Origin of the sequence: Pseudomonas sp. G166, assembly GCF_037027455.2 — a bacterium.
GTDB lineage: Bacteria > Pseudomonadota > Gammaproteobacteria > Pseudomonadales > Pseudomonadaceae > Aquipseudomonas.
Genome location: NZ_CP146985.1, coordinates 968,256 through 990,338 on the forward strand (window position 1 = coordinate 968,256; position 22,083 = coordinate 990,338).

The 22,083-nt window shown below is 62.4% G+C and carries 14 protein-coding genes; 6 read left to right on the forward strand and 8 right to left on the reverse strand.

The window, feature by feature from the left end; translation table 11 throughout:
- The first annotated feature begins 149 nt into the window (after positions 1-149).
- Entirely contained in the window at positions 150-2,180 is a 2,031-nt protein-coding gene (locus SGN16_RS04190) for a methyl-accepting chemotaxis protein (RefSeq protein WP_335943898.1), read from the forward strand.
- A gap of 119 nt (positions 2,181-2,299) precedes the next feature.
- Here SGN16_RS04190 and SGN16_RS04195 read toward each other — a convergent pair whose 3' ends face one another.
- Together SGN16_RS04195 and cra are read right to left on the reverse strand one after the other, a co-directional pair.
- Complete coding sequence (locus SGN16_RS04195) at positions 2,300-3,076, reverse strand: TatD family hydrolase (protein WP_335945674.1); 777 nt, start codon at positions 3,074-3,076, stop codon at positions 2,300-2,302.
- A gap of 20 nt (positions 3,077-3,096) precedes the next feature.
- Positions 3,097-4,092 (reverse strand): catabolite repressor/activator, encoded by a 996-nt coding sequence (cra, locus tag SGN16_RS04200; protein ID WP_210642810.1) that lies wholly within the window; start codon positions 4,090-4,092, stop codon positions 3,097-3,099.
- A 289-nt stretch (positions 4,093-4,381) separates the two neighbouring features.
- Between cra and ptsP the strand changes: the two genes are divergently transcribed.
- The 4 genes from ptsP (at position 4,382) to SGN16_RS04220 (ending at position 11,685) form a co-directional block, all read left to right on the forward strand.
- Entirely contained in the window at positions 4,382-7,246 is a 2,865-nt protein-coding gene (gene ptsP / locus SGN16_RS04205; protein ID WP_335945673.1) for a phosphoenolpyruvate--protein phosphotransferase, read from the forward strand.
- Positions 7,246-8,187 carry a 1-phosphofructokinase gene (gene pfkB, locus SGN16_RS04210; protein WP_335945672.1) on the forward strand — a complete coding sequence of 314 codons (942 nt, stop codon included), beginning with the start codon at positions 7,246-7,248 and terminating at the stop codon, positions 8,185-8,187. Before ptsP ends, pfkB begins: the two co-directional genes overlap by 1 nt.
- Before the next feature lie 13 nt (positions 8,188-8,200).
- A complete protein-coding gene (locus SGN16_RS04215) occupies positions 8,201-9,943 on the forward strand; it encodes a PTS fructose-like transporter subunit IIB (RefSeq protein ID WP_210642813.1) in 1,743 nt (580 codons plus the stop codon).
- A 200-nt stretch (positions 9,944-10,143) separates the two neighbouring features.
- Positions 10,144-11,685, forward strand: a complete 1,542-nt coding sequence (locus tag SGN16_RS04220) for an alkaline phosphatase D family protein (RefSeq protein ID WP_335945671.1) — start codon at positions 10,144-10,146, stop codon at positions 11,683-11,685.
- A gap of 146 nt (positions 11,686-11,831) precedes the next feature.
- On the opposite strand, the gene SGN16_RS04225 is transcribed toward SGN16_RS04220, so the two are convergent.
- From SGN16_RS04225 to SGN16_RS04250, 6 genes are all read right to left on the reverse strand, one after another.
- Positions 11,832-14,357 (reverse strand): sulfite reductase flavoprotein subunit alpha, encoded by a 2,526-nt coding sequence (locus SGN16_RS04225; RefSeq protein ID WP_335945670.1) that lies wholly within the window; start codon positions 14,355-14,357, stop codon positions 11,832-11,834.
- 327 nt (positions 14,358-14,684) lie between these two features.
- Positions 14,685-15,848 carry a type III PLP-dependent enzyme gene (locus SGN16_RS04230; protein WP_018611340.1) on the reverse strand — a complete coding sequence of 388 codons (1,164 nt, stop codon included), beginning with the start codon at positions 15,846-15,848 and terminating at the stop codon, positions 14,685-14,687.
- 489 nt (positions 15,849-16,337) lie between these two features.
- Positions 16,338-17,495, reverse strand: coding sequence for an ABC transporter ATP-binding protein (locus SGN16_RS04235; RefSeq protein ID WP_335945669.1), 1,158 nt, complete (start codon positions 17,493-17,495; stop codon positions 16,338-16,340).
- On the reverse strand, positions 17,492-18,145 hold the full coding sequence (locus SGN16_RS04240; RefSeq protein ID WP_210642817.1) for an ABC transporter permease: 654 nt from the start codon (positions 18,143-18,145) through the stop codon (positions 17,492-17,494). Before SGN16_RS04240 ends, SGN16_RS04235 begins: the two co-directional genes overlap by 4 nt.
- A 15-nt stretch (positions 18,146-18,160) precedes the next feature.
- Positions 18,161-19,063: a glycine betaine ABC transporter substrate-binding protein gene (locus SGN16_RS04245; RefSeq protein WP_210642818.1), complete on the reverse strand. Its 903-nt coding sequence runs from the start codon at positions 19,061-19,063 to the stop codon at positions 18,161-18,163.
- 26 nt (positions 19,064-19,089) lie between these two features.
- Positions 19,090-19,806, reverse strand: coding sequence for an ABC transporter permease (locus tag SGN16_RS04250; RefSeq protein ID WP_210642819.1), 717 nt, complete (start codon positions 19,804-19,806; stop codon positions 19,090-19,092).
- A 331-nt stretch (positions 19,807-20,137) separates the two neighbouring features.
- Between SGN16_RS04250 and SGN16_RS04255 the strand changes: the two genes are divergently transcribed.
- Positions 20,138-21,721: a peptide chain release factor 3 gene (locus SGN16_RS04255; protein WP_210642820.1), complete on the forward strand. Its 1,584-nt coding sequence runs from the start codon at positions 20,138-20,140 to the stop codon at positions 21,719-21,721.
- Positions 21,722-22,083: the final 362 nt, after the last annotated feature.

The window sequence follows — 22,083 nt, forward strand, 5'->3', positions numbered from 1 at the left end:
ACAAAATCATGTCAGGCCTTTCTCGTTAACCTTAAGTTACAAATCTCCCCATCGATTTAAGCTATACAGAGACAGCGCCCGAATAGTGGCTTTCTGCTGTCCCTGCGCGCCTGCCCATAAAAATAAAAAACCTACCGGGAGACTTCCTAGTGAAGAGTTTGCTCTGGCCCGCCGTCGCGCTGATGAACCGCCTGAGCTTCGGCATGAAGTTCAGCCTGATCAGCGTGTTGTTTTTGCTGCCGATGCTGGTGACCAATTTCTTTCTGGTGCGTGATTCCTATCGGGAGTTCCAAGGTACCCAAGTGGAGCTGCAAAGCCTCGACCTGCTGGGCAGTAGCCTGACCCTGCGGCGGGACCTGGAAACCCTGAACAACCTGGTGCAAATCAACGCCAGCCTGGGCCAGTCCGGCAAGGCCGGTGATGTGGAAGCGCAGATTGGCACCCTCGAGCAACACGTGCTTGCGCGCCTGCAAGGCATGACGGCCATGGCGGTCGAGCCTGAGCAGGTCAGCGCCTTCGATGCCAAACGCGACGAAATGATTGCCGCGTTCAAGACCCAGCAGGCCGAAAGCTCCCTGCAAAGCAAAAGCGCGTCGATTGGCAAGCTGCTCAACAGTGCGCAGGTGTTCAACCAGATCATCGCCAGCCAGGCGGGTCTGAGCCGCGACAACCAGAGCGATATTCGTCAGGTCACCGAACTGATTATCGGCATTACCCCCAAGGTCACCCAGCTCCTCGGCGATGGCCGGGCGCTGGGGGCTTCCTCGCTGGGATTGGGGTTTCTCAATTCGGCGTCGAGCACCCGGTTCGACGAGTTGCTGGCACAGATCGAAAAACTCCAGGGTGAATATGACTTGAAGCTGCAGGATGCCCTGGGCTCCAGCAAGGCCGCCGGGCAGGCTCTTGCCGATCAGGCCAGCGGCAGCAAGAGCACCCTTAAAAAGGCCAGTGAGCTGATCGAAGAGCAGGTGGTGATGGCCGACACCCTCGATGCGCCATGGCCGGCATTTTATGAGCAGGTCAGCAGCCTGATGGAGCAGACTTACCGGCTGAATGAGGCGACCCAGGGCTTTCTCGGTGTCCAGTTGCAGCAGCGTCTGGAACAGAATCGCAGCCATATGGTGTTGCAAGCCGCCGCGTTGGCGTTGGTGTTTCTATTGATTTTTTATCTGTATGCCGGCTTCTACGCTTCGACCCGCACCACGCTCCAAGACCTCGGCCAGATGATGGACAAGGTCGCCGCAGGGGACATGACGGTCAATTTCGTGGCTCGCAGCAAGGATGAGCTGGGCGAGTTGGGCGAAGTGTTCAACGGCACGGTGGCGAAGATCCATGACTTGATCGAGCAGGTCGGCCGCACCGTTGCTGAAGTCGAACGCCAGGCCGGGCAGGTGGAAACGGTATCGGCCCAGAGTAACCAGGCCGTCGCCGGGCAGCGCAGCCAGATCGAACTGGTGGCCACGGCGATGAACCAGATGTCGGCCACGGCCCAGGAAGTGGCGCGCAGTGCCGCCGCAGCGGTGAGCAGCGCCCATAGTGTGAACGACGAAACCCTCAGCGGGCGTGGGCTGGTGGAGTCCCAACAGGGCAGCATCGCCCGGTTGGCCAGCGAGATCGATCAGTCGGTGCAGGTGATCAATCAACTGGCGACTGACAGCCAGGCCATCAGCCGGGTACTGGACGTGATCAAGAGCATCGCCGAGCAGACCAACCTGCTGGCCCTCAACGCCGCCATCGAGGCGGCTCGGGCTGGAGAACAGGGGCGCGGCTTTGCGGTGGTGGCCGATGAAGTGCGGACCCTGGCCAAGCGAACCCAGCAATCGACCGAAGAAATCGAAGCGATGATCAGCCGTCTGCATGGCGGCGTGGGGGCCGCCGTCAAGGCCATGGGTACCAGTCATGAGATGGCCAGCGGCACGGTCGGTCAGTCGGAAAAGGTCCAGCAGGCCCTGGAAAATATCCTCGGTGCTGTCGGCATGATCGTTGACCAGAACCAGCAGATCGCTGCTGCCGTGGAGCAGCAGACAGCAGTGGCCCACGACATCGACCAGAACATTGTCGAAATCAACCGTGCCGGCGAACGTACCGCGCAAGGCGCGCACCAGACCGAAGACGCCAGCCGAGAGTTGTCCGCGCAGGTGGTGCAGCTCAAGCAGTTGATCAATGCGTTTCGGGTGTAATTTTTAGGCCTGTCACAGCACCATTGTGGGAGCGAGCTTGCTCGCGATGGCGGAGCATCAGTCGACAAATAGTTGCCTGACACTCCGCCATCGCGAGCAAGCTCGCTCCCACAGGTGTTTCACCAGTTGAACAGTTCGCGGGCGTTGGCGGTACTGGCCTCGGCCAGACGCTCAGGCGTCACCGCCATGACCCCCGCCAGCGCCGCGCAAATCGCTGGCAAATGCGCCGGGCTGTTGCGCTGTCCGGGAAACATCGCCGGGGCCATGTCCGGTGAGTCGGTTTCCAGCACCACCGCTTGCAGCGGCAATTTCGCCAGCACCCGGTGCATGCGCAAGGCCTGGGGCCAAGTGGCGGCACCGCCGAGGCCGAGCTTGAAGCCAAGCTTGATGTACTCGCGGGCCTCTTCAAAACTGCCGGCGAAGGCGTGGATAATCCCCGCACGCTTGAGGCCAATGCGCTTGAGGGTGGCGATCACCGCGGCATGGCTGCGGCGCACGTGGATCAGCGCCGGCAGTTCGAATTCCGCCGCCAGTTGCAGTTGCGCTTCGAACAACGCCTGCTGGCGCTCACGGTCCAGGGCTTCGATGTAGTAATCCAGGCCGATTTCCCCCACCGCACACAGCTGTCGATGCCCAGCCAGGCGGGTCAGCCACTCGCGCAATTGCGTCAGGTCTTCGGGGCGATGCTGGTCCAGATAAACCGGGTGCAGGCCCAGGGCGGCGTGCAGGTCGGGGTCGCCTTGCACCAGGTCCCAGACCCGCTGCCAGTTGTCCCGATACACCCCCAACACCACCATTTGCCGGACGCCCAAGGCGCGGCTTGCGGCCAGCAGCGCCGGGCGGTCCGCGTCGAAGTCCGGGAAATCCAGGTGGGTGTGGGTGTCGATCAGCTCCACGCTTCAATCCTAAAAAATGCTCAGCCCTGATGAATGCGCTGCTTGAAGGTCCGCGCAATGGCCTGCACACCGGGGCGGTAGTCATCGTTTTCGATGGCCGCCAGTGCCAACTCCAACGCCTTGTCGGCGATCAGTTGATGTTGTTGGGACATGGCGTTGACCGGCAGCGGCAGGAAGTCCAGCAATTGCGTGTCGCCAAAGGTGCCCAGGCGCAGCGGGCGCGACTTGAGCGGGAAATCGTGCAGGGCGTCGAACACCCCTTGCAGCAGCACATAGGAAGTGGTGATCAGCGCATCGGGCAGGTGCCCCAGACGCGCGAGCATTTCATTCATCAACTGGCGACCGCACTCACGGCTGAACGACTCGCCGTGCTCGATCAGCACCTGGCCTTCGAACCCGGCCAAAGCCTCGCGAAAGCCAGCGGTCCGTTCCTGGCTGATGCTCAGCTCGGGGCGGGCGCTGATCAGCGCGATTTGCCGAGGATGGGTCTCCAGCAGGCTGCGGGTCAGTTGCAGGCTGGCCTGGCGGTCGTCGCTGATGACCGAGCAGAAGTGCGCAGGCTCCATCACCCGGTCGATGGCGATGATCGGAATGCCCTTGGCCTGCAATTGACGGTAACTGTCGTCACCGCTTGGCAAACAACTGGCAACGATCAGCGCATCGCAGCGCCGGGCGCGGAACAGCTGCAGCAATTGCCGCTCGCTGTCGGGAGCGTCGTCGGAGCTGGCGATCAGCAATTGATAGCCCCGTGCCCGTGCGCCCTGTTCCAGCAGCTTGGCGATACGCGCGTAACTGGGGTTTTCCAGGTCCGGCAGGATGAAACCCAGGGTACGGGTGTGCCGGCTGCGCAGCCCGGCGGCCTGGGGGTTGGGGGTGAAACCATGTTCTTCGACCACCGCCCGCACCCGTTCGACGGTGGCGCTGCTGATGCGTTGTTGTTCGGCCTTGCCATTGATGACATAGCTGGCGGTGGTCACGGACACACCGGCCAACTGGGCAATATCACTGAGTTTCAACCCGGTTTTCCTTATTTTTTCGAGTTTGCCCCGACAATAAGGGCCATCCTACCCGATTCGAGATGACGGTCACCGTCCAAGCGCTTACGACAAGTTGCACTTCAAGGATGAGAGATTATCGAGTAACGTGCCAATCTTTCTAGATTAAACGTTTCAGCAAGCGTATTTTCAAGGTTAGCAGGATTTTTTGGCCGTGCTGCCGCGATACCGCCAAAAGCCATCCTGTAACGCTAAGCTGATTCATTCAAAACAATACCTGGCGCCAACCGGACGCCAAAAAGGAGAAAGCATGCTCGAGCTCACTCTAGAGCAGATATCCATGGCTCAGACGGCTGTGGATAAAGACGCTGCGCTGCAACTGCTCGCTGACAAACTGGTGGCCGATGGCCTGGTGGCTGAGGGCTACCTCGCCGGCTTGCAGGCCCGCGAAGCCCAGGGCTCGACCTTTCTTGGCCAAGGTATTGCCATTCCCCACGGTACTCCGCAAACCCGCAGTCTGGTTAATTCGACCGGCGTGCGCCTGCTGCAATTCCCCGAAGGCGTGGACTGGGGCGATGGCCAGATCGTTTACCTGGCCATCGGCATTGCGGCCAAGTCCGACGAACACCTGCGCCTGTTGCAACTGCTGACCCGTGCCCTGGGTGAGACCGACGTCGGCCAAGCCCTGCGCCGTGCCGGTTCCGCCGAGGCCTTGTTGAAACTGTTGCAAGGCGCGCCGCAGGAACTGGCCCTGGACGCGCAGATGATCGGCCTCGGTGTATCGGCTGACGATTTCGAAGAGTTGGTGTGGCGCGGCGCTCGGCTGCTGCGCCAGGCTGACTGTGTCAGTAACGGCTTTGCTGGCGTGCTGCAGCAAGTCGAAGCGCTGCCCCTGGGCGATGGCCTGTGGTGGTTGCATAGCGAACAGACCGTCAAGCGCCCGGGCCTGGCCTTCGTGACCCCGGACAAACCGATCCGCTACCTCGGCCAGCCGTTGAGCGGGCTGTTCTGCCTCGCCAGCCTCGGCGAAGCCCACCAGGCCTTGCTGGAGCGGCTCTGCGCGTTGCTGATCGAAGGCCGTGGCCACGAGCTGGGCCGCGCCACCAGCAGCCGCAAAGTATTGGAAGTGCTCGGCGGTGAACTACCCGCCGACTGGCCCAGCGCGCGCATCGGCCTGGCCAATGCCCATGGTTTACATGCACGCCCGGCGAAGATCCTCGCGCAGTTGGCGAAAAGTTTCGAAGGCGAAATCCGCGTGCGCATCGTTGACGGCCAGGACAGTGCCGTGTCGGTCAAGAGCCTGAGCAAACTGCTGAGTCTGGGCGCTCGTCGTGGTCAGGTCCTGGAGTTCATTGCCGAACCGAGCATTGCCAACGACGCGTTGCCGGCGCTGCTGGCGGCCATCGAGGAAGGTCTTGGCGAAGAAGTCGAACCGCTGCCGCCACCGAGTGCGCCGCGAGAGCCCGCGATGGCCGAAGTCGCCACCGTCATGCTCGCGCCCGAATCCGGCAGCCTGATCCAGGCCGTCGCCGCCGCCCCGGGCATTGCCATCGGCCCGGCCCACATCCAAGTGCTGCAAGCCATCGATTATCCGTTGCGCGGTGAGTCGGCGGCCATCGAACGCGAGCGCCTGCAAAACGCCTTGAACCAGGTGCGCCGCGATATCCAAGGCCTGGTCGAACGCGCCAAGGCCAAGGCTATTCGCGAAATTTTCATCACCCACCAGGAAATGCTCGACGACCCGGAGCTGACCGACGAAGTTGACACCCGTTTGAAGCTGGGTGAAAGCGCGCAAGCGGCGTGGATGGGCGTGATCGAAGCCGCCGCGAAAGAGCAGGAGGCCTTGCAGGACGCGCTGCTCGCTGAACGAGCCGCCGATCTGCGGGACGTTGGCCGTCGGGTGCTGGCGCAATTGTGCGGTGTCCAGACCCCGAACGAACCCGATCAACCCTACATCCTGGTGATGGATGAAGTCGGTCCGTCTGACGTGGCCCGTCTGGACCCGACCCGGGTGGCAGGGATTCTTACCGCGCGCGGCGGCGCCACCGCCCACAGCGCCATCGTTGCCCGGGCCTTGGGTATTCCGGCGCTGGTAGGTGCCGGTGCGGCCGTGTTGCTGCTGGCGCCGGGCACGTCGTTGTTGCTGGACGGCCAGCGCGGGCGCCTGCACGTCGACCCGGATGCGTCCACTCTGCAACGGGCCGCTGAGGAGCGCGACACCCGCGAGCAGCGCCTCAAGGTCGCCGCCGAGCAGCGCCATCAACCGGCGCTGACCCGTGACGGCCACGCCGTGGAAGTGTTTGCCAACATCGGTGAGAGCGCCGGCGTCGCCAGCGCGGTGGAGCAGGGTGCCGAGGGCATCGGCTTGTTGCGTACCGAACTGATTTTCATGGCCCACAACCAGGCGCCAGACGAAGCGACCCAGGAAGCCGAATATCGCAAGGTCCTCGATGGCTTGGGCGGGCGGCCATTGGTGGTGCGCACCCTGGACGTGGGCGGTGACAAACCGCTGCCATATTGGCCGATCGCGAAAGAAGAAAACCCGTTCCTCGGCGTGCGTGGCATTCGCCTGACACTGCAACGTCCGCTGATCATGGAAGCACAATTGCGCGCGTTGCTGCGCTCGGCCGACAACCGTCCATTGCGGATCATGTTCCCGATGGTCGGCAGCGTCGATGAGTGGCGCCAGGCCCGGGCCATGACCGAGCGCCTGCGCCTGGAAATCCCCGTGGCGGACCTGCAACTGGGGATCATGATCGAAATCCCGTCCGCCGCGTTGCTGGCGCCGGTGCTGGCCAAGGAAGTCGACTTTTTCAGCGTCGGCACCAACGACCTGACGCAATACACCCTGGCCATCGACCGTGGTCACCCAACCCTTTCGGCCCAGGCCGATGGCTTGCATCCGGCGGTGCTGCAACTGATCGACATCACCGTGCGTGCCGCCCATGCCCATGGCAAATGGGTCGGCGTGTGCGGCGAATTGGCGGCCGACCCGTTGGCGGTGCCGGTATTGGTGGGCCTGGGTGTGGACGAGTTGAGCGTTTCGGCCCGCAGCATTGCCGAGGTCAAGGCGCGGGTCCGCGAACTGAGCCTCGCGCAGGTACAAACCCTGGCCCAAGAGGCCTTGGCCGTGGGCAGCGCCGATGACGTGCGCGCATTAGTGGAGGCGCTGTAATGGCGAAGATTCTTACCCTGACCCTGAACCCGGCGCTTGACCTCACGGTGGAGTTGGCGCGCCTGGAACCGGGCCAGGTCAACCGCAGCGACGCCATGCACGCCCACGCCGCCGGCAAGGGCGTGAACGTGGCCCAGGTGTTGGCCGACCTCGGCCATACACTGACGGTCAGTGGTTTTCTTGGCGAAGACAACGCCCAGATGTTCGAGGCGCTGTTCATCCAACGCGGGTTTGTCGACGCTTTTATCCGCGTGCCCGGCGAAACCCGCAGCAACATCAAGCTGGCCGAGCGGGATGGCCGCATCACTGATCTCAACGGTCCGGGCCCAGTAGTCGACGAAGCCGCGCAGCAGGCGTTGCTGGAGCGCCTGGAGCAGATCGCTCCCGGCCACGACGTCGTGGTGGTGGCCGGTAGCTTGCCCCGTGGTGTCAGCCCGCAATGGTTGCAGGCGTTGATCACACGCTTGAAAAAACTCGGCCTGAACGTGGCCCTCGACACCAGTGGTGAAGCGTTGCGCGTTGCACTGGCAGCGGGGCCGTGGTTGATCAAGCCGAACACCGAAGAGCTGGCCGATGCGCTGGGTTGCGAAGTGGTGAGCGAATTGGCCCAGGCCCAAGCGGCGCAGCGTCTGCATGCCCAGGGCATCGAGCATGTGGTGATTTCCCACGGTGCTGATGGCGTGAATTGGTTCAGCGTCGGTTCGGCCCTGCATGCCTCGCCACCCAAGGTCAGCGTCGCCAGCACCGTGGGCGCCGGGGATTCGCTGCTGGCCGGCATGCTGCACGGCCTGCTCAGCGCCGACACGCCGGAGCAGACCCTGCGCACCGCCACGGCCATTGCGGCCATGGCAGTCACGCAGATCGGTTTTGGTATCCACGACACCGCGTTGCTGGCGTCGCTTGAACAGGGCGTGCGCGTGCGCCCCCTGACAGAACAATAAGAGGGTTCGCAAGATGAAATTAGCCATTGTGACGGCCTGCCCCAACGGCATGGTCACCAGTGTGTTGTGCGCCCGCCTGCTGGACGCGGCGGCTCAGCGCCAGGGTTGGAGCACCAGTGTCGAAGTACATGATGCGGCTCACCCGGAACGCCAGTTGTCGGCCGCGACCCTTGAAGCGGCCGAGTGGGTGTTGCTGGTCGCCAGCGGCCCGGTGGATATGTCGCGCTTCGTCGGCAAGCGCCTGTTCCGCAGCACCCCGGCGCAAGCCCTGCAAGATGTCGATTCGGTGCTGCGTCGCGGCGCCGAAGAAGCCAAGGTTTTTGTCGAGTCGGATGTACTGGAAGAGGTTGCACCGGTATCGGCTGACCGCGCTCCGCGTCTGGTTGCCATCACCGCTTGCCCAACCGGCGTTGCCCACACCTTCATGGCCGCCGAGGCGTTGCAGCAGGCGGCGAAGAAACTTGGCTACGACCTGCAAGTGGAAACCCAGGGCTCGGTGGGCGCACGCAATCCGTTGAGCCCCGAGGCCATCGCCGAGGCCGATGTGGTGCTGCTGGCCACCGACATCGAAGTCGCCACCGAGCGTTTTGCCGGCAAGAAGATCTTCCGCTGCAGCACCGGCATCGCCTTGAAACAAGCCGAAGCGACGCTGAACAAGGCGTTGGTCGAAGGCCGTCAGGAAAGCGCCGCGAGCGGTGCCTCAGGCCCGGCCAAGTCGGAAAAGACCGGCGTCTATAAACACTTGCTGACCGGCGTGTCGTTCATGCTGCCGATGGTGGTGGCCGGTGGTCTGTTGATTGCCTTGTCGTTCGTGTTCGGCATCACCGCGTTCAAGGAACCTGGCACGCTGGCGGCGGCGCTGATGCAGATCGGCGGCGACACCGCGTTCAAATTGATGGTGCCGCTGCTGGCCGGTTACATCGCCTATTCCATCGCCGACCGCCCGGGCCTGGCGCCGGGGATGATCGGCGGGATGCTCGCGAGCACCTTGGGCGCCGGTTTCATCGGCGGGATCATCGCCGGTTTCCTGGCCGGTTACGTGGCCAAGGCGATCAACCGCTACGCACGTCTGCCCCAGAGCCTGGAAGCGCTCAAGCCGATCCTGATCATCCCGCTGCTGGCGAGCCTGGTCACCGGGCTGGTGATGATTTACATCGTTGGCAAACCGGTGGCGGGCATGCTCGAGGCGCTGACCCACTTCCTCGACAGCATGGGCACCACCAACGCGATTCTGCTGGGCGTATTGCTGGGGGCGATGATGTGCGTCGATCTTGGCGGGCCGATCAACAAGGCCGCCTATGCGTTTTCGGTGGGGCTGTTGGCTTCGCAAAGTTATGCCCCGATGGCCGCGACCATGGCCGCCGGGATGGTGCCGCCGATTGGCCTGGGCATCGCCACCTTCATCGCCCGGCGCAAGTTCGCCCAGACCGAGCGCGAGGCCGGTAAAGCCGCGCTGGTATTGGGGCTGTGCTTCATCTCCGAAGGGGCGATTCCGTTCGCCGCCAAGGACCCGCTGCGGGTGATCCCGGCCAGCATTGCCGGTGGCGCGCTGACCGGTGCGCTGTCGATGTACTTCGGCTGCAAACTCATGGCCCCCCATGGAGGCCTGTTCGTGATGCTGATCCCTAATGCCATCAACCATGCGCTGTTGTACTTGCTGGCGATCGTGGCGGGGAGCCTGCTGACGGCCGTGGCGTATGCACTGCTCAAACGGCCTGAGGTGGTGGAGATGGCGTTGGAGCCGGCAAAGGCCTGACCCCTCCCTTGAAGCAATGAAATCCCCTGTGGGAGCGAGCTTGCTCGCGATAGCGGAGTGTCAGACCACATTTTTGTCGGCTGATACACCGCTATCGCGAGCAAGCTCGCTCCCACAATGGTTTTGGGGTGTTCACAAGATCCCTGTCACACCCGATTAACACTGCCATGCTTAAGTCTCCCCATTTAAGGGAGAGCACCATGAGCGAATTCGACCTGGGCCGTCGCCGTGTGATGCAGGCTGTGGGGGCGGGGTTGTTGTTGCCGGGGCTGGCGCCGGCGGTGATGGCTTCGGTCAAGGATCGTCCGGTGCTCACCGATGGTGTGCAATCGGGCGATTTGCAGGGCGACCGGGCGATGATCTGGAGTCGCAGCGACCGCCCGGCACGGATGGTGGTGGAGTGGGACACCCGCAGCAAATTCAGTAATCCGCGCCGCATCGTCTCGCCACTGGTCGACTCGCGCAGCGATTTCACCGCCCGGGTCGAACTCACGGGGCTGCCACCGGACCAGGCGATTTTCTACCGCGTGCATTTCGAAGACGCCCGGAGTGGCGTTGCCAGCGAGCCCTGGCTCGGTCATTTGCGCAGCGTGCCGCAGTTCAAGCGCAACATCCGCTTTGTCTGGAGCGGCGACACCGTCGGCCAGGGTTTCGGGATCAACCCGGACATCGGCGGCATGCGCATCTATGAAGCCATGCGCCTGCGCCTGCCGGACTTTTTTATCCACAGCGGCGACACCATCTACGCCGACGGCCCGGTACCGGCGCAGATCCCCACGGAGGGCGGTCGCGTCTGGCGCAACCTCACCACCGACGCCAAGAGCAAGGTTGCCGAGACCCTGGATGAGTATCGCGGCAACTACCGCTATAACCTGATGGATGAAAACGTGCGCCGCTTCAATGCCGAGGTGCCGCAGATCTGGCAATGGGACGACCATGAAGTGGTCAACAACTGGTCGCCAGGCAAGCAACTGGACGAGCGCTACCAGAACAAGGATATCCACAGCCTCGTTGGCCGGGCGCGGCAGGCCTGGCTGGAGTACGCGCCGATGCGCTTGCAGAAGGCCGACCACGGCGGGCGAATTTATCGCAAGCTCGGTTACGGGCCGATGCTGGATGTGTTCGTGCTGGACATGCGCAGTTATCGCGCAGCCAATGACGCCAACCTCGGCGCGGCCAAGCCCTTCCTGGGGCGCGAACAGTTGGATTGGCTCAAGCGCGGATTGAAGCACTCGCGCGCCCAATGGAAGGTCATCGCCGCCGACATGCCCATCGGTCTGGGCGTGCCGGATGGCGAGGTCAGCCCCGGCGTGCCGCGCTGGGAGGCGGTCGCCAACGGTGACCCGGGCCCGGCCCAGGGGCGCGAACTGGAGATCGCCGAGTTGCTCGGTTACTTGCGCAAGCACCAAGTGCGCAACTACGTCTGGCTCACCGCCGATGTCCACTATTGCGCCGCCCACCACTACCACCCGGAACAGGCCGCGTTCCAGGATTTTGAACCGTTCTGGGAGTTCGTCGCTGGGCCGTTGAACGCCGGCAGCTTCGGCCCCAATGCCCTGGACAAGACCTTCGGCCCCGAAGTGGTATTCCAGAAGGCACCACCGGCCCAGAACACCTCGCCGTTTGCCGGGTATCAGTTCTTTGGCGAGGTGAATATTGACGGACAGAGCGGGGAGATGAGTGTGGTGTTACGGGACTTGGAAGGCGTGGCGGTGTTCGAGAAGAAGTTGCAGCCGGTTTGATCCGGAGCCCAGCACAAGACCCATGTGGGAGCGAGCTTGCTCGCGATGAGGGCGGGTCAGTCGACATCATGGTCGGCTGACACTCTGCTATCGCGAGCAAGCTCGTTCCCACAGGGGGATGAGGTGTTACTTGCAATTGGGGGCCGTCAGTAGACATCCCGCCGATATCGCCCTTGCTCGATCAGCCGTTCCACTTCCTCGCGTCCCAGTACCATGTTGAGCACGTGATCCACCCCTGACGCCATACCCTGCAGGCTGCCGCAGACATAGATCACTGCGCCGTCGGCGAGCCATTGCTTGAGCAGTGCCGCCGATTCCAGCAGGCGATCCTGGACGTAGATTTTTTCTTGCTGGTCCCGGGAAAACGCCAGGTCCAGGCGTTCCAGGTCGCCGGAGGTCACCCATTCCTGCAGTTCGTCGCGGCAGTGGAAGTCGTGTTCGCGGTTGCGCTCGCCAAACAGCAGCCAGTTGCGTTGCATGCCTTCGGCGACGCGGCCCTTGAGCAGGCTGCGCAGACCGGCCAGGCCCGTGCCATTGCCCAGCAGGATCATCGGTACGCCTTGGGGCGGCAGGTGGAAGCCGCTGTTGCGGCGCACCCGCAGGCTGATGGCGCAGCCCAACGGCGCGTGTTCGGTGAGCCAACCGGAACCGACGCCCAGGCTGCCGTCGGCGTGGCATTCCTGACGCACGATCAGCTCCAGTACGCCGTCGGCCGGGATCGAGGCAATGGAGTATTCGCGCAGCGCCAGCGGCGCCAGTGCATCCACCAATGCCTGGGCATGCAGGCCGACCAGATGGGCGCGGTTTTCCGGCAGGTGGCGGGTCGCCAAGGCCTGGTCGAGGCTTTGTGGCAAGCCGTCGACCTGCACGCGCGCGTTACCGGAGATACCCAGGCCGTCGAGGAAGTGTTCGATGGCCCCCAGGTCATTGCGCGGCAGGATCTCCACCAGGTCGCCGGCCAGCCAACTGCTCGGGCTGGGGGGCGTGAGGCCCAGCAGGTAGACGCCCGAGCCACTGCTGTCAGGGTTGAGCAAGGTGCGTTGGCTGAGTGTCCAGTTATCGAAGCTTGGTGCCTGCCAGGTGTCCAGCGGAGCTTGGCCGGTCAGCTCAGCCAATTGTTGTTGCCAGTGACGCAAGGCGTAAGGGTCGCCGCTGTCGACTTCCACCGGTGCGAACAGGGTTTTGCCACCTTGCTCCGCCAGCCAGGCGTGCAGGCGCCGGGCAAAACCGCAGAAGTTTTCGTATTGTCGGTCGCCCAGGCCCAGTACGGAATATTGCAAGCGCTCCAGGCTCAGGGCCTGGCCCAGCACCTTGCGCTCGAAACCCCGGGCGCTGTCCGGCCCCTCACCGTCACCAAAGGTGCTGACAACGAACAAAGCGTGGGTGGAACTGCTCAGGTCTTGCTCGCTGACACCCGCCAGCGGCTGGACCTTCACCGGCAACCCGGCGGCCTGGAGCTGGCCGGCGGTCTGCCAGGCCAATTGTTCGGCGAAACCGCTCTGGCTGGCGAAACCGATCAGCCACGCCGGCGCATCGCTCGGGTTGGCGGCGAGTGCCTGGCGTGCCTGCTTGACCTGGCGCTTCTTGCGGCGACGGTCCAGGTACAGCAACCAGCCGGTGATGAAGAACAGCGGCATGGTCAGCGCGGCGACGGTCACCAGGATCCGCCCGAGCAGGCCAAAATAACTGCCGACATGCAAGGCATAGATGCTGGTCAGCAACTGCGCCTTGAGGCTCTTGTCACTGTAGCGGCTGTGTCGGCTGACGACACCGGTGACCGGGTCGAGGATGAGTTGGTTCAGTGCCCGGTCGTGGGGGGAGTTTTTCAGCAGGTAGAACACCGTGGCCGGTTGCCCGGCCACAGGTGGCATGCGCACGTTATAGGCGGACAGGTCCGGACCGGCGGCGCTATAGATGCTGCTCCACATCGCCCGGTAATCGGCGACCGGCGCTGGGCCCTCAGGAGCCGGGCCGCGGTTGCGCACCCGTTCCTCCTTGGGTGAATCCGAAAGCAGGCGGGTCACGCCTTTGTTGTACCACTCGTAAGACCAGGTCAGCCCGGTCAGTGCCGCCAGCAGATAAAACACCAGGCACCAGGTACCGGCCACCGAATGCAGGTCCCAGTTGAAGCTGCGGCCTTTTTTTGCCCAATCGAGGGTCAGCCAGGCGCGCCAGCTTTGCCACTGGCGCGGCCAGCGCAGGTACAGCCCGGACAGGCAGAAAAACACCAGGATCAGCGTGCAGGCCCCGGTGATCTGCCGGCCCACGTCGTCCAGGGCGAGGATGCGGTGCAACTTGAGCATCAGGCCGAAGAAGTCCTGGCCCACCACATCGCCCATGAACCGGCCGTTGTAGGGGTTGAAATAGCGCATTGGGCCGCGTTTCTCCCCGGGTGGGGCGGCGAAGATCGCCCGGGCGGCGTTGCCGCTGTCGGTCTCGACCCAGAGCATGGCGACGGTTTTACCGGAAGCGGCCTCGATCTGTTCCACCAGTTCTGCAGGCGGCAGGACGCCGGCCGGTTGTTTCTCGACCATCAACACCTGCGGGTTCAACGCCCGCAGGATCTCGTCCTGGAACGATACGGCCGCCCCGGTAATGCCCATCAATGCCAGGACCAGCCCGGCACTGATGCCAAAAAACCAGTGCAACTGGAACAGGGTTTTCTTCAACACGTCACTCGCCTTTGAGTCATTACTGTTCATCACGGCGCGCATGTTATCGAGAATCATTCATAAACACACATAAAAGCTATGTTTTATGGGGATGAGCGAGGCTTTTTGTGCCCGATAGCCAAGTGGATGATGTATCGAGCACCTCCTTGTGGCGAGAGGATTTATCGAAACGTCGCATCACCCCGCCGGGCTGTGGGAACAAAGCTTGCTCGCGAAACAGGCGCCTCGACTTCTGAAAAACCGCATTGCCTGCATCGCGAACAAGCCTTGCGCCCACAAAAAAGCCCGTGACACAGTCACGGGCTTTCGGGTCCGGCGAACAGCGCGTTATACGTAGAACGACTTCAGCGGCGGGAAGCCATTGAATTCCACGGCGCTGTAACTGGTGGTGTAGGCACCGGTCGAGAGCCAGTACAGGCGGTCACCGATGGCCAGGTTCAGCGGCAAGCCATACTTGTAGTTTTCGTACATGATGTCGGCACTGTCGCAGGTTGGGCCGGCGATAACCACTTCTTCCATCTCGCCTTTCTTCTCGGTCCAGATCGGGAACTTTATGGCTTCGTCCATGGTTTCGATCAGGCCGGAGAACTTGCCCACATCGGTGTACACCCAACGCTCGACAGCGGTACGGGACTTGCGCGCCACCAGCACCACTTCACTGACCAGGATGCCGGCGTTGGCGATCAACGAACGGCCCGGCTCCAGGATGATTTCCGGCAGGTCGTCGCCGAAGTCTTCCTTGAGGAAGCGGATGATTTCTTCGGCGTAGGTTTCCAGGCTGTTGGTGCGGGTGATGTAGTTGGCCGGAAAGCCGCCGCCCATGTTGATCAGCTTCAGGACGATGCCGTCTTCTTCTTTCAGGCGTTCGAAGATCACCTTGACCTTGGCGATGGCCGCATCCCAGACGCTGATGTCGCGCTGTTGCGAGCCGACGTGGAACGAAATGCCATACGGCACCAGGCCCAGGTCACGAGCCAGGATCAGCAGGTCCATGGCCATGTCGGTCTGGCAGCCGAACTTGCGCGACAACGGCCAGTCAGCGGTGGTCGAACCTTCGGTGAGAATACGCACATAGACTTTCGAGCCCGGCGCGGCCTTGGCGATGTTGCGCAGGTCGGCTTCGGAGTCGGTGGCATACAGGCGCACGCCCTTCTCGTAGAAGTAGCGGATGTCGCGGGATTTCTTGATGGTGTTGCCGTAGCTGATCTGGTCCGGGCCGACGCCGCGGCTCATGACCTTGTCCAGCTCATAGATCGAGGCGATGTCGAAGTTCGAGCCTTTATCCTTGAGCAGGTCGATGATTTCCACCGCCGGGTTGGCCTTGACGGCGTAGTAGACCTTGGCGAATTCGAAACCAGCGCGCAGGTCGTCATAGGCCTTGGAGATCATCGCGGTGTCGATCACCACGAACGGGGTTTCCTGCTTGTCGGCGAACGCTTTCATTTTCTGGAAGGTTTCGCGCGCGAAATAATCTTCGACCTGGATCGACATACTTGGGACTCCTACTGGCAAACATCAGGATCAATGGGTGTGAGGGCAAGCAGCCCTCGTGAACGTCCTCCGTATCCCCACTTTGGTTCGCCTACTTCCCAAGGCATGTCGCCGAAAGCAAAAAGGCCATGGGATGCATGATGCCCTTGGCCTTGCTGTCTCGTCGTCAGTACTTGAGCCGGATGGATCGTTTCCAGCATGGACGTTCGGCGCGAACTTTAGGGCGTGAGGGGCCTGAGATCAACTAAAAATGTCGCGTTTTTGCACACATCCGTCGTGCGGCCCGCGACAGCTCATGATGTAACCGACCTGCGTGACAGATTGATGTTCCCTTGGATCGGTTTTTCAAGGAGGCTGATGATCGTGCCCACGCTCTGCGTGAGCACGCAGCCCGGGACGCTCCGCGTCCCCAAAGCCGAACGCGGAGCGTCCGTGGAGGCATCCCCACGCAGAGCGTGGGAACGATCAGTCGAAGGCTGCTGTGCCCGATCAGGCCAACGCTGTCTCGGCCGGCGAAACAATGCTGGTCTTGCCGCCACGGGACTTGCCGGAGCTCAGGTACTCGGCGATCGATTCCTGGGTCACTTCGCCAAGGAACACCCGCTCGGCATCCATCACCGGCAGCCACGAACGGTTGAATTCGTACATGCGCGACAGCAGGATCCGCAAATGCTCGTCGTAGGCCGCCGTGGAGTTGAACTCGCGCAGGAACTGCGCGCAGGTGCCGGTCTGGCGGTACAGGTCGCGACGGCGGACGTACCCCAGGGCCTTGTTCTCGGCGCAGGTGACCACCACATAGCGGCGGTCATGTTCGTCCATCAGCTCCAGTGCTTCAGCTACAGGCGTCTCCGGGCTGACCGACGGGGCGTTGTCCGCCGCGTCTTCGGCCTTGACCAGCAACAGGCGCTTGAGCGTGCTGTCCTGGCCGACGAAACTGCTGACGAACTCATCGGCCGGATGCGCGAGCAAGGTGTCCGGGTGATCGAACTGGACCAGCTTGCCGGCGCGGAAGATCGCGATCTTGTCGCCCAGCTTGATGGCTTCGTCGATGTCGTGGCTGACCATGATCACGGTCTTGTTCAGCGCCCGTTGCATCTCGAAAAACTCGTTCTGGATCATCTCGCGGTTGATCGGGTCCACCGCGCCGAAGGGTTCGTCCATCAACAGCAGCGGCGCATCGGCCGCCAGGGCGCGGATCACGCCAATTCGTTGCTGCTGGCCGCCCGACAGTTCACGGGGGTAGCGATGCAGGTATTGCTTGGGTTCGAGCTTGATCATGCTCATCAGCTCGCGAGCACGGTCGTGGCATTTCTGCTTGTCCCAGCCGAGCAGGCGCGGAACCACAGTGATGTTTTCCTCGATGGTCATGTTCGGGAACAGGCCGATCTGCTGGATCACATAGCCGATGTTGCGGCGCAGGGTCACTTCGTCCAGGCCGGTGGTGTCCTCGCCATTGATCAACACCTTGCCCGAGGTGGGCGGGATCAGGCGATTGATCATCTTCAGCGTGGTGCTTTTGCCACAGCCCGACGGCCCGAGGAACACACAGATCTCGCCTTCGTTGACGATCAGGTTCACCGAGTCCACGGCCTTGACGTCCTTGCCGTTGCTCTTGAAGGTTTTGCTGAGGTTTTGAAGTTCGATCATTTCAGTAATCCTTTTGGGGTCAGCGAGCGTTGCAGCCATTGCAGAAGCAGGTCGGCGAAGATGGCCAGGAGACTGACCAGCACGGCGCCGACGATCAGCATCGACATGTCGCTGCGGCTGATGGAAGCGAGGATGAGCACGCCCAGGCCACCGGCACCGATGGTGGCGGCGATGGTCATGACACCGATGTTCATGACCACGGCAGTGCGCACGCCGGCCAGGATCACCGGCACGGCGATGGGCAGTTCGACCATGCGCAGGCGCTGGCCGAAGGTCATGCCGATGCCGCGGGCGGCCTCACGGATGCCCGGTTCCACGCCGGTCAAGGCCAGGTAGGTGTTGCGCATGATCGGCAGCAGGGAATAGAGGAACACGGCGGTGATCGCCGGCATCGGGCCCAGGCCCTGGCCGAATTTGGAATAGAACGGCAGCAGCAGGCCGAACAGTGCAATCGACGGAATCGTCAGCAGCACCGTGGCGCTGGCCTGTAACGGGCCGGCGAGCGCCGGGAAGCGGGTCATGAAGATGCCCAGCGGCACGCCGACCACAATCGCCAGGGTTACGGCGATGCCCACCAGGGTGATGTGCTGCCAGGTCAGGTTCAGTACCAGCGGCCAGTCCAGATGGGAAAAGGCGTCAAGAAAATCCATGGCTTTTCCTCCAGGTCATTGGGTTGAGAGCAGGGAATGCTGGCGCAGGAAATCGGCGGCAACGGTGGAAGGGCTTTCGTGGTTGACGTCCACGCGGGCGTTGAGCTGGCGCATGGTTGCGTCGTCGAACAGCTCGGCCAGGGGCTTGAGCTGTTCGGCCAGTTGCGGATGCGCGTCGAGGAACGCCTGGCGCACCACTGGCGCGGCGGTGTAGTCGGGGAAGTAATGCTTGTCGTCTTCCAGCAACTTCAGCTTGAACGCGTTCAGACGGCCGTCGGTGGTGTACACCAGGCCGGCAAATACCTGGCCGTTGCGCAGGGCGGTGTAGACCAGCCCCGCATCCATCTGCCGGATGTTCTTGCGAGTCAGGTTCATGCCGTACTGCTCGACCATGCCCGCCAAACCATCGGAGCGGTTGGCGAACTCAGTGTCCAGGGCCACCAGGTGGTTATCGTCGGCTTCGGCCTGCAGCACCGTGTTCAACTGGCTGATGCTGTTGATCTGCGGGTATTGGCGGGCGATTTTTTCCGGCAGGGCCAGGGCGTAGGTATTGCTGAATTTCGACGGGGTCAGCCAGACCAGGCCTTTTTTCGCGTCCAATTCCTTCACTCGGGCGTAGGACTGGGCGCTGTCGAGTTTCTCGGTGACGTGGTTGTAGGCCACCAGCGACACGCCGGTGTATTCCCACAGCATGTCCAGTTGCCCGGTTTCATGGGCACTGCGGGCCAGGTTACTGCCCAGGCCACCGGTGATCTGCGCGTCGTAGCCCCTGTTGCGCAGGTATTGCGCGGTGATTTCCGCCAGCAGCGTCTGTTCGGTGAACACCCGGGCGCCGAGGCGGATCAGGGGTTTTTCAGCAGCGTGGGCGAATCCTGCGAACAGCAGGACGCAGCCCAGTATCAAGCTCAACTTCTTCATAAACGATTCCTTTAATCCGGTCAGGCTTATGACGGGCGCAGACCGCGCTCCAGCCAGAGGCGGCTGGCCAGTGTCACCAGACCGTCGAGCAGCAACGCCAGCAGGGCGGTGCAGGCCGCGCCGAGCAGCAGCTGCGGCTGGTTGTTCAAGGCGATGCCGGGGAAGATCAGGCTGCCGAGGCTGTTGGCGCCGATCAGGAACGCCAGAGGCGCGGTACCGACGTTGATCGCCAGCGCCACCCGCACGCCACCGATGATGATCGGCACGGCATTGGGCAATTCGACTTTCCACAGCACCTGGCGCGGGGTCATGCCGATGCCGACGGCGGCTTCCTTGAGCGAACCCTGGACGTTTTTCAGGCCTTCATAGGTGTTGCGCACGATGGGCAGCAACGAGGCGAGGAACAGGGCGAAGATGGCGGGCCCGCTGCCGATGCCCAGGATACCCAGGGCGATGGCCAGTACGGCCAGGGGCGGTACGGTGTTACCGATGTTGAACACTTGCATGAAGCGCTCGGCGCGCCCGACCAGGCTGGGGCGGCTCAAGGCGATGCCGGCCGGGATGCCCACGAGCAGGGCAGCCAGCATGGATGCCAGGACAAGCATCAGGTGCGCTTGCAGGTAAAACAGCAGATCGTCGTGGTAGCGTTGGATCGTATCGATGCCGATCCAGTGGACCAACAGGGCCAGGAGAGCGACGACGACCGCACCTCCGATAAGCCCTTTGCCATAGCGGATAGCCACAGGCGGACTCCTTTGTCTTTCAGTCGGCGCACGCCTTCCCGGGCGGCGAACCATCACTGGTTGCCGGGAAAACGTTCGCGAGAAGCAGCTCTTTTCAATGCCGGTAAACGGCCTGTCATTCGAGCCATGAGCGCAGCCTCGTCAGGCTAACTTGCTGATTTTTCAGACCCTGACGAATAGCCGTAGCAGGGTGGTGGACGCCTCCACGCTGCAAAAGGTTCCCATGTCGGGGAAGATCTGGCCACCCTGGATGTGCTCAACGGTTCGGTTCCTGGCACAAGTTGAGCTATAATCGCCGCCCTTTTTTGAATCACCTGCCAGGCGATTTCCCATGACCAAACAGGCCGCCGAAGTCGCGAAACGCCGCACTTTCGCCATTATTTCCCACCCCGATGCCGGTAAGACCACCATCACCGAGAAGCTCTTGCTGATGGGCAAGGCGATTGCGGTCGCCGGCACGGTGAAATCTCGCAAGTCCGACCGCCATGCCACCTCCGACTGGATGGAAATGGAAAAACAACGGGGTATTTCCATTACCACGTCGGTCATGCAGTTCCCGTATCGCGATCATATGATCAACCTGCTCGATACCCCGGGCCACGAAGACTTCTCCGAAGACACCTATCGCACCCTCACGGCGGTGGACTCGGCGCTGATGGTCCTCGACGGCGGTAAAGGCGTCGAGCCACGCACCATCGCGCTGATGGACGTCTGCCGTCTGCGGGACACGCCGATTGTCAGTTTCATCAACAAACTCGACCGCGACATCCGCGACCCGATCGAACTGCTCGACGAGATCGAAGCGGTCCTGAAGATCAAGGCGGCGCCGATCACCTGGCCGATCGGCTGCTACCGCGACTTCAAGGGCGTGTACCACCTGGCCGACGACTACATCATCGTCTACACCGCCGGTCACGGCCATGAGCGCACCGACGTCAAAATCATCGAGAAGCTCGACTCCGACGAGGCCCGCGCGCACCTGGGCGACGAGTACGAGCGCTTCGTCGAACAACTGGAACTGGTGCAGGGCGCCTGCCATGAGTTCGACCAGCAGGAATTTCTCGACGGCCAACTGACCCCAGTGTTCTTCGGTACCGCGTTGGGCAACTTCGGTGTCGACCATGTGCTCGATGCCGTGGTCGACTGGGCCCCGCGCCCGCTGGCCCGCGTCGCCAATGAGCGCACCGTGGAGCCGGTGGAAGAGAAGTTCGCAGGCTTCGTGTTCAAGATCCAGGCGAACATGGACCCCAAGCACCGCGACCGCATCGCCTTCATGCGCATCTGCTCGGGCAAATACGAAAAAGGCATGAAGATGCGCCACGTGCGCACCGGCAAGGACGTGCGCATCGGCGACGCCCTGACCTTCTTCTCCTCGGAACGCGAGCAACTGGAAGAGGCCTTCGCCGGCGACATCATCGGTTTGCACAACCACGGCACCATCCAGATCGGCGACACCTTTACCGAAGGCGAGACCCTGAGCTTCACCGGCATCCCGCACTTCGCTCCAGAACTGTTCCGCCGCGTGCGCCTGAAAGACCCGCTCAAGTCCAAGCAACTGCGCCAGGGCCTTCAGCAACTGGCCGAAGAAGGCGCCACCCAGGTGTTCTTCCCGGAACGCAGCAACGACATCATCCTCGGCGCAGTGGGTGTGCTGCAGTTCGACGTGGTCGCCAGCCGCTTGAAAGAGGAATACAAGGTCGAGTGCTCCTACGAGCCGATCACCGTGTACTCCGCTCGTTGGGTGGAATGTGGCGACAAGAAGAAATTCGAAGAGTTTTCCAACAAAGCCGTGGAAAACCTTGCCTTGGACGGCGGCGGTCACCTGACTTACCTGGCGCCAACCCGGGTCAACCTGGCGCTGATGGAAGAGCGCTGGCCGGATGTGAAATTCCGCGCGACGCGTGAGCATCATTAAGCGCTGAGCTATACACCCAGAACCCCGCACCGAAAGCTGCGGGGTTTTTTATTTCCACCTGGGCGCCACCCATCCCCTGTGGGAGCGAGCTTGCTCGCGATAGCAGACTGTCAGGCAATTCAGCGCTGGCTGACCCACCGCTATCGCGAGCAAGCTCGCTCCCACACTGGATCTTCAGTGGGCGAAAAACTTGTGTTTGGCACAGATCCCCTCGTGGAAGCGAGCTTGCTCGCGATGGCGGTGGGCCAGCTTGCCTGGATGTTGGATGTGTCGGCCTCTTCGCGGGCAAGCCCGCTCCCACATTGAATGTTGGGTGTTAGTTGGTTTGGAAATAACACTTATTCGAAACCAATCTGTCGCGT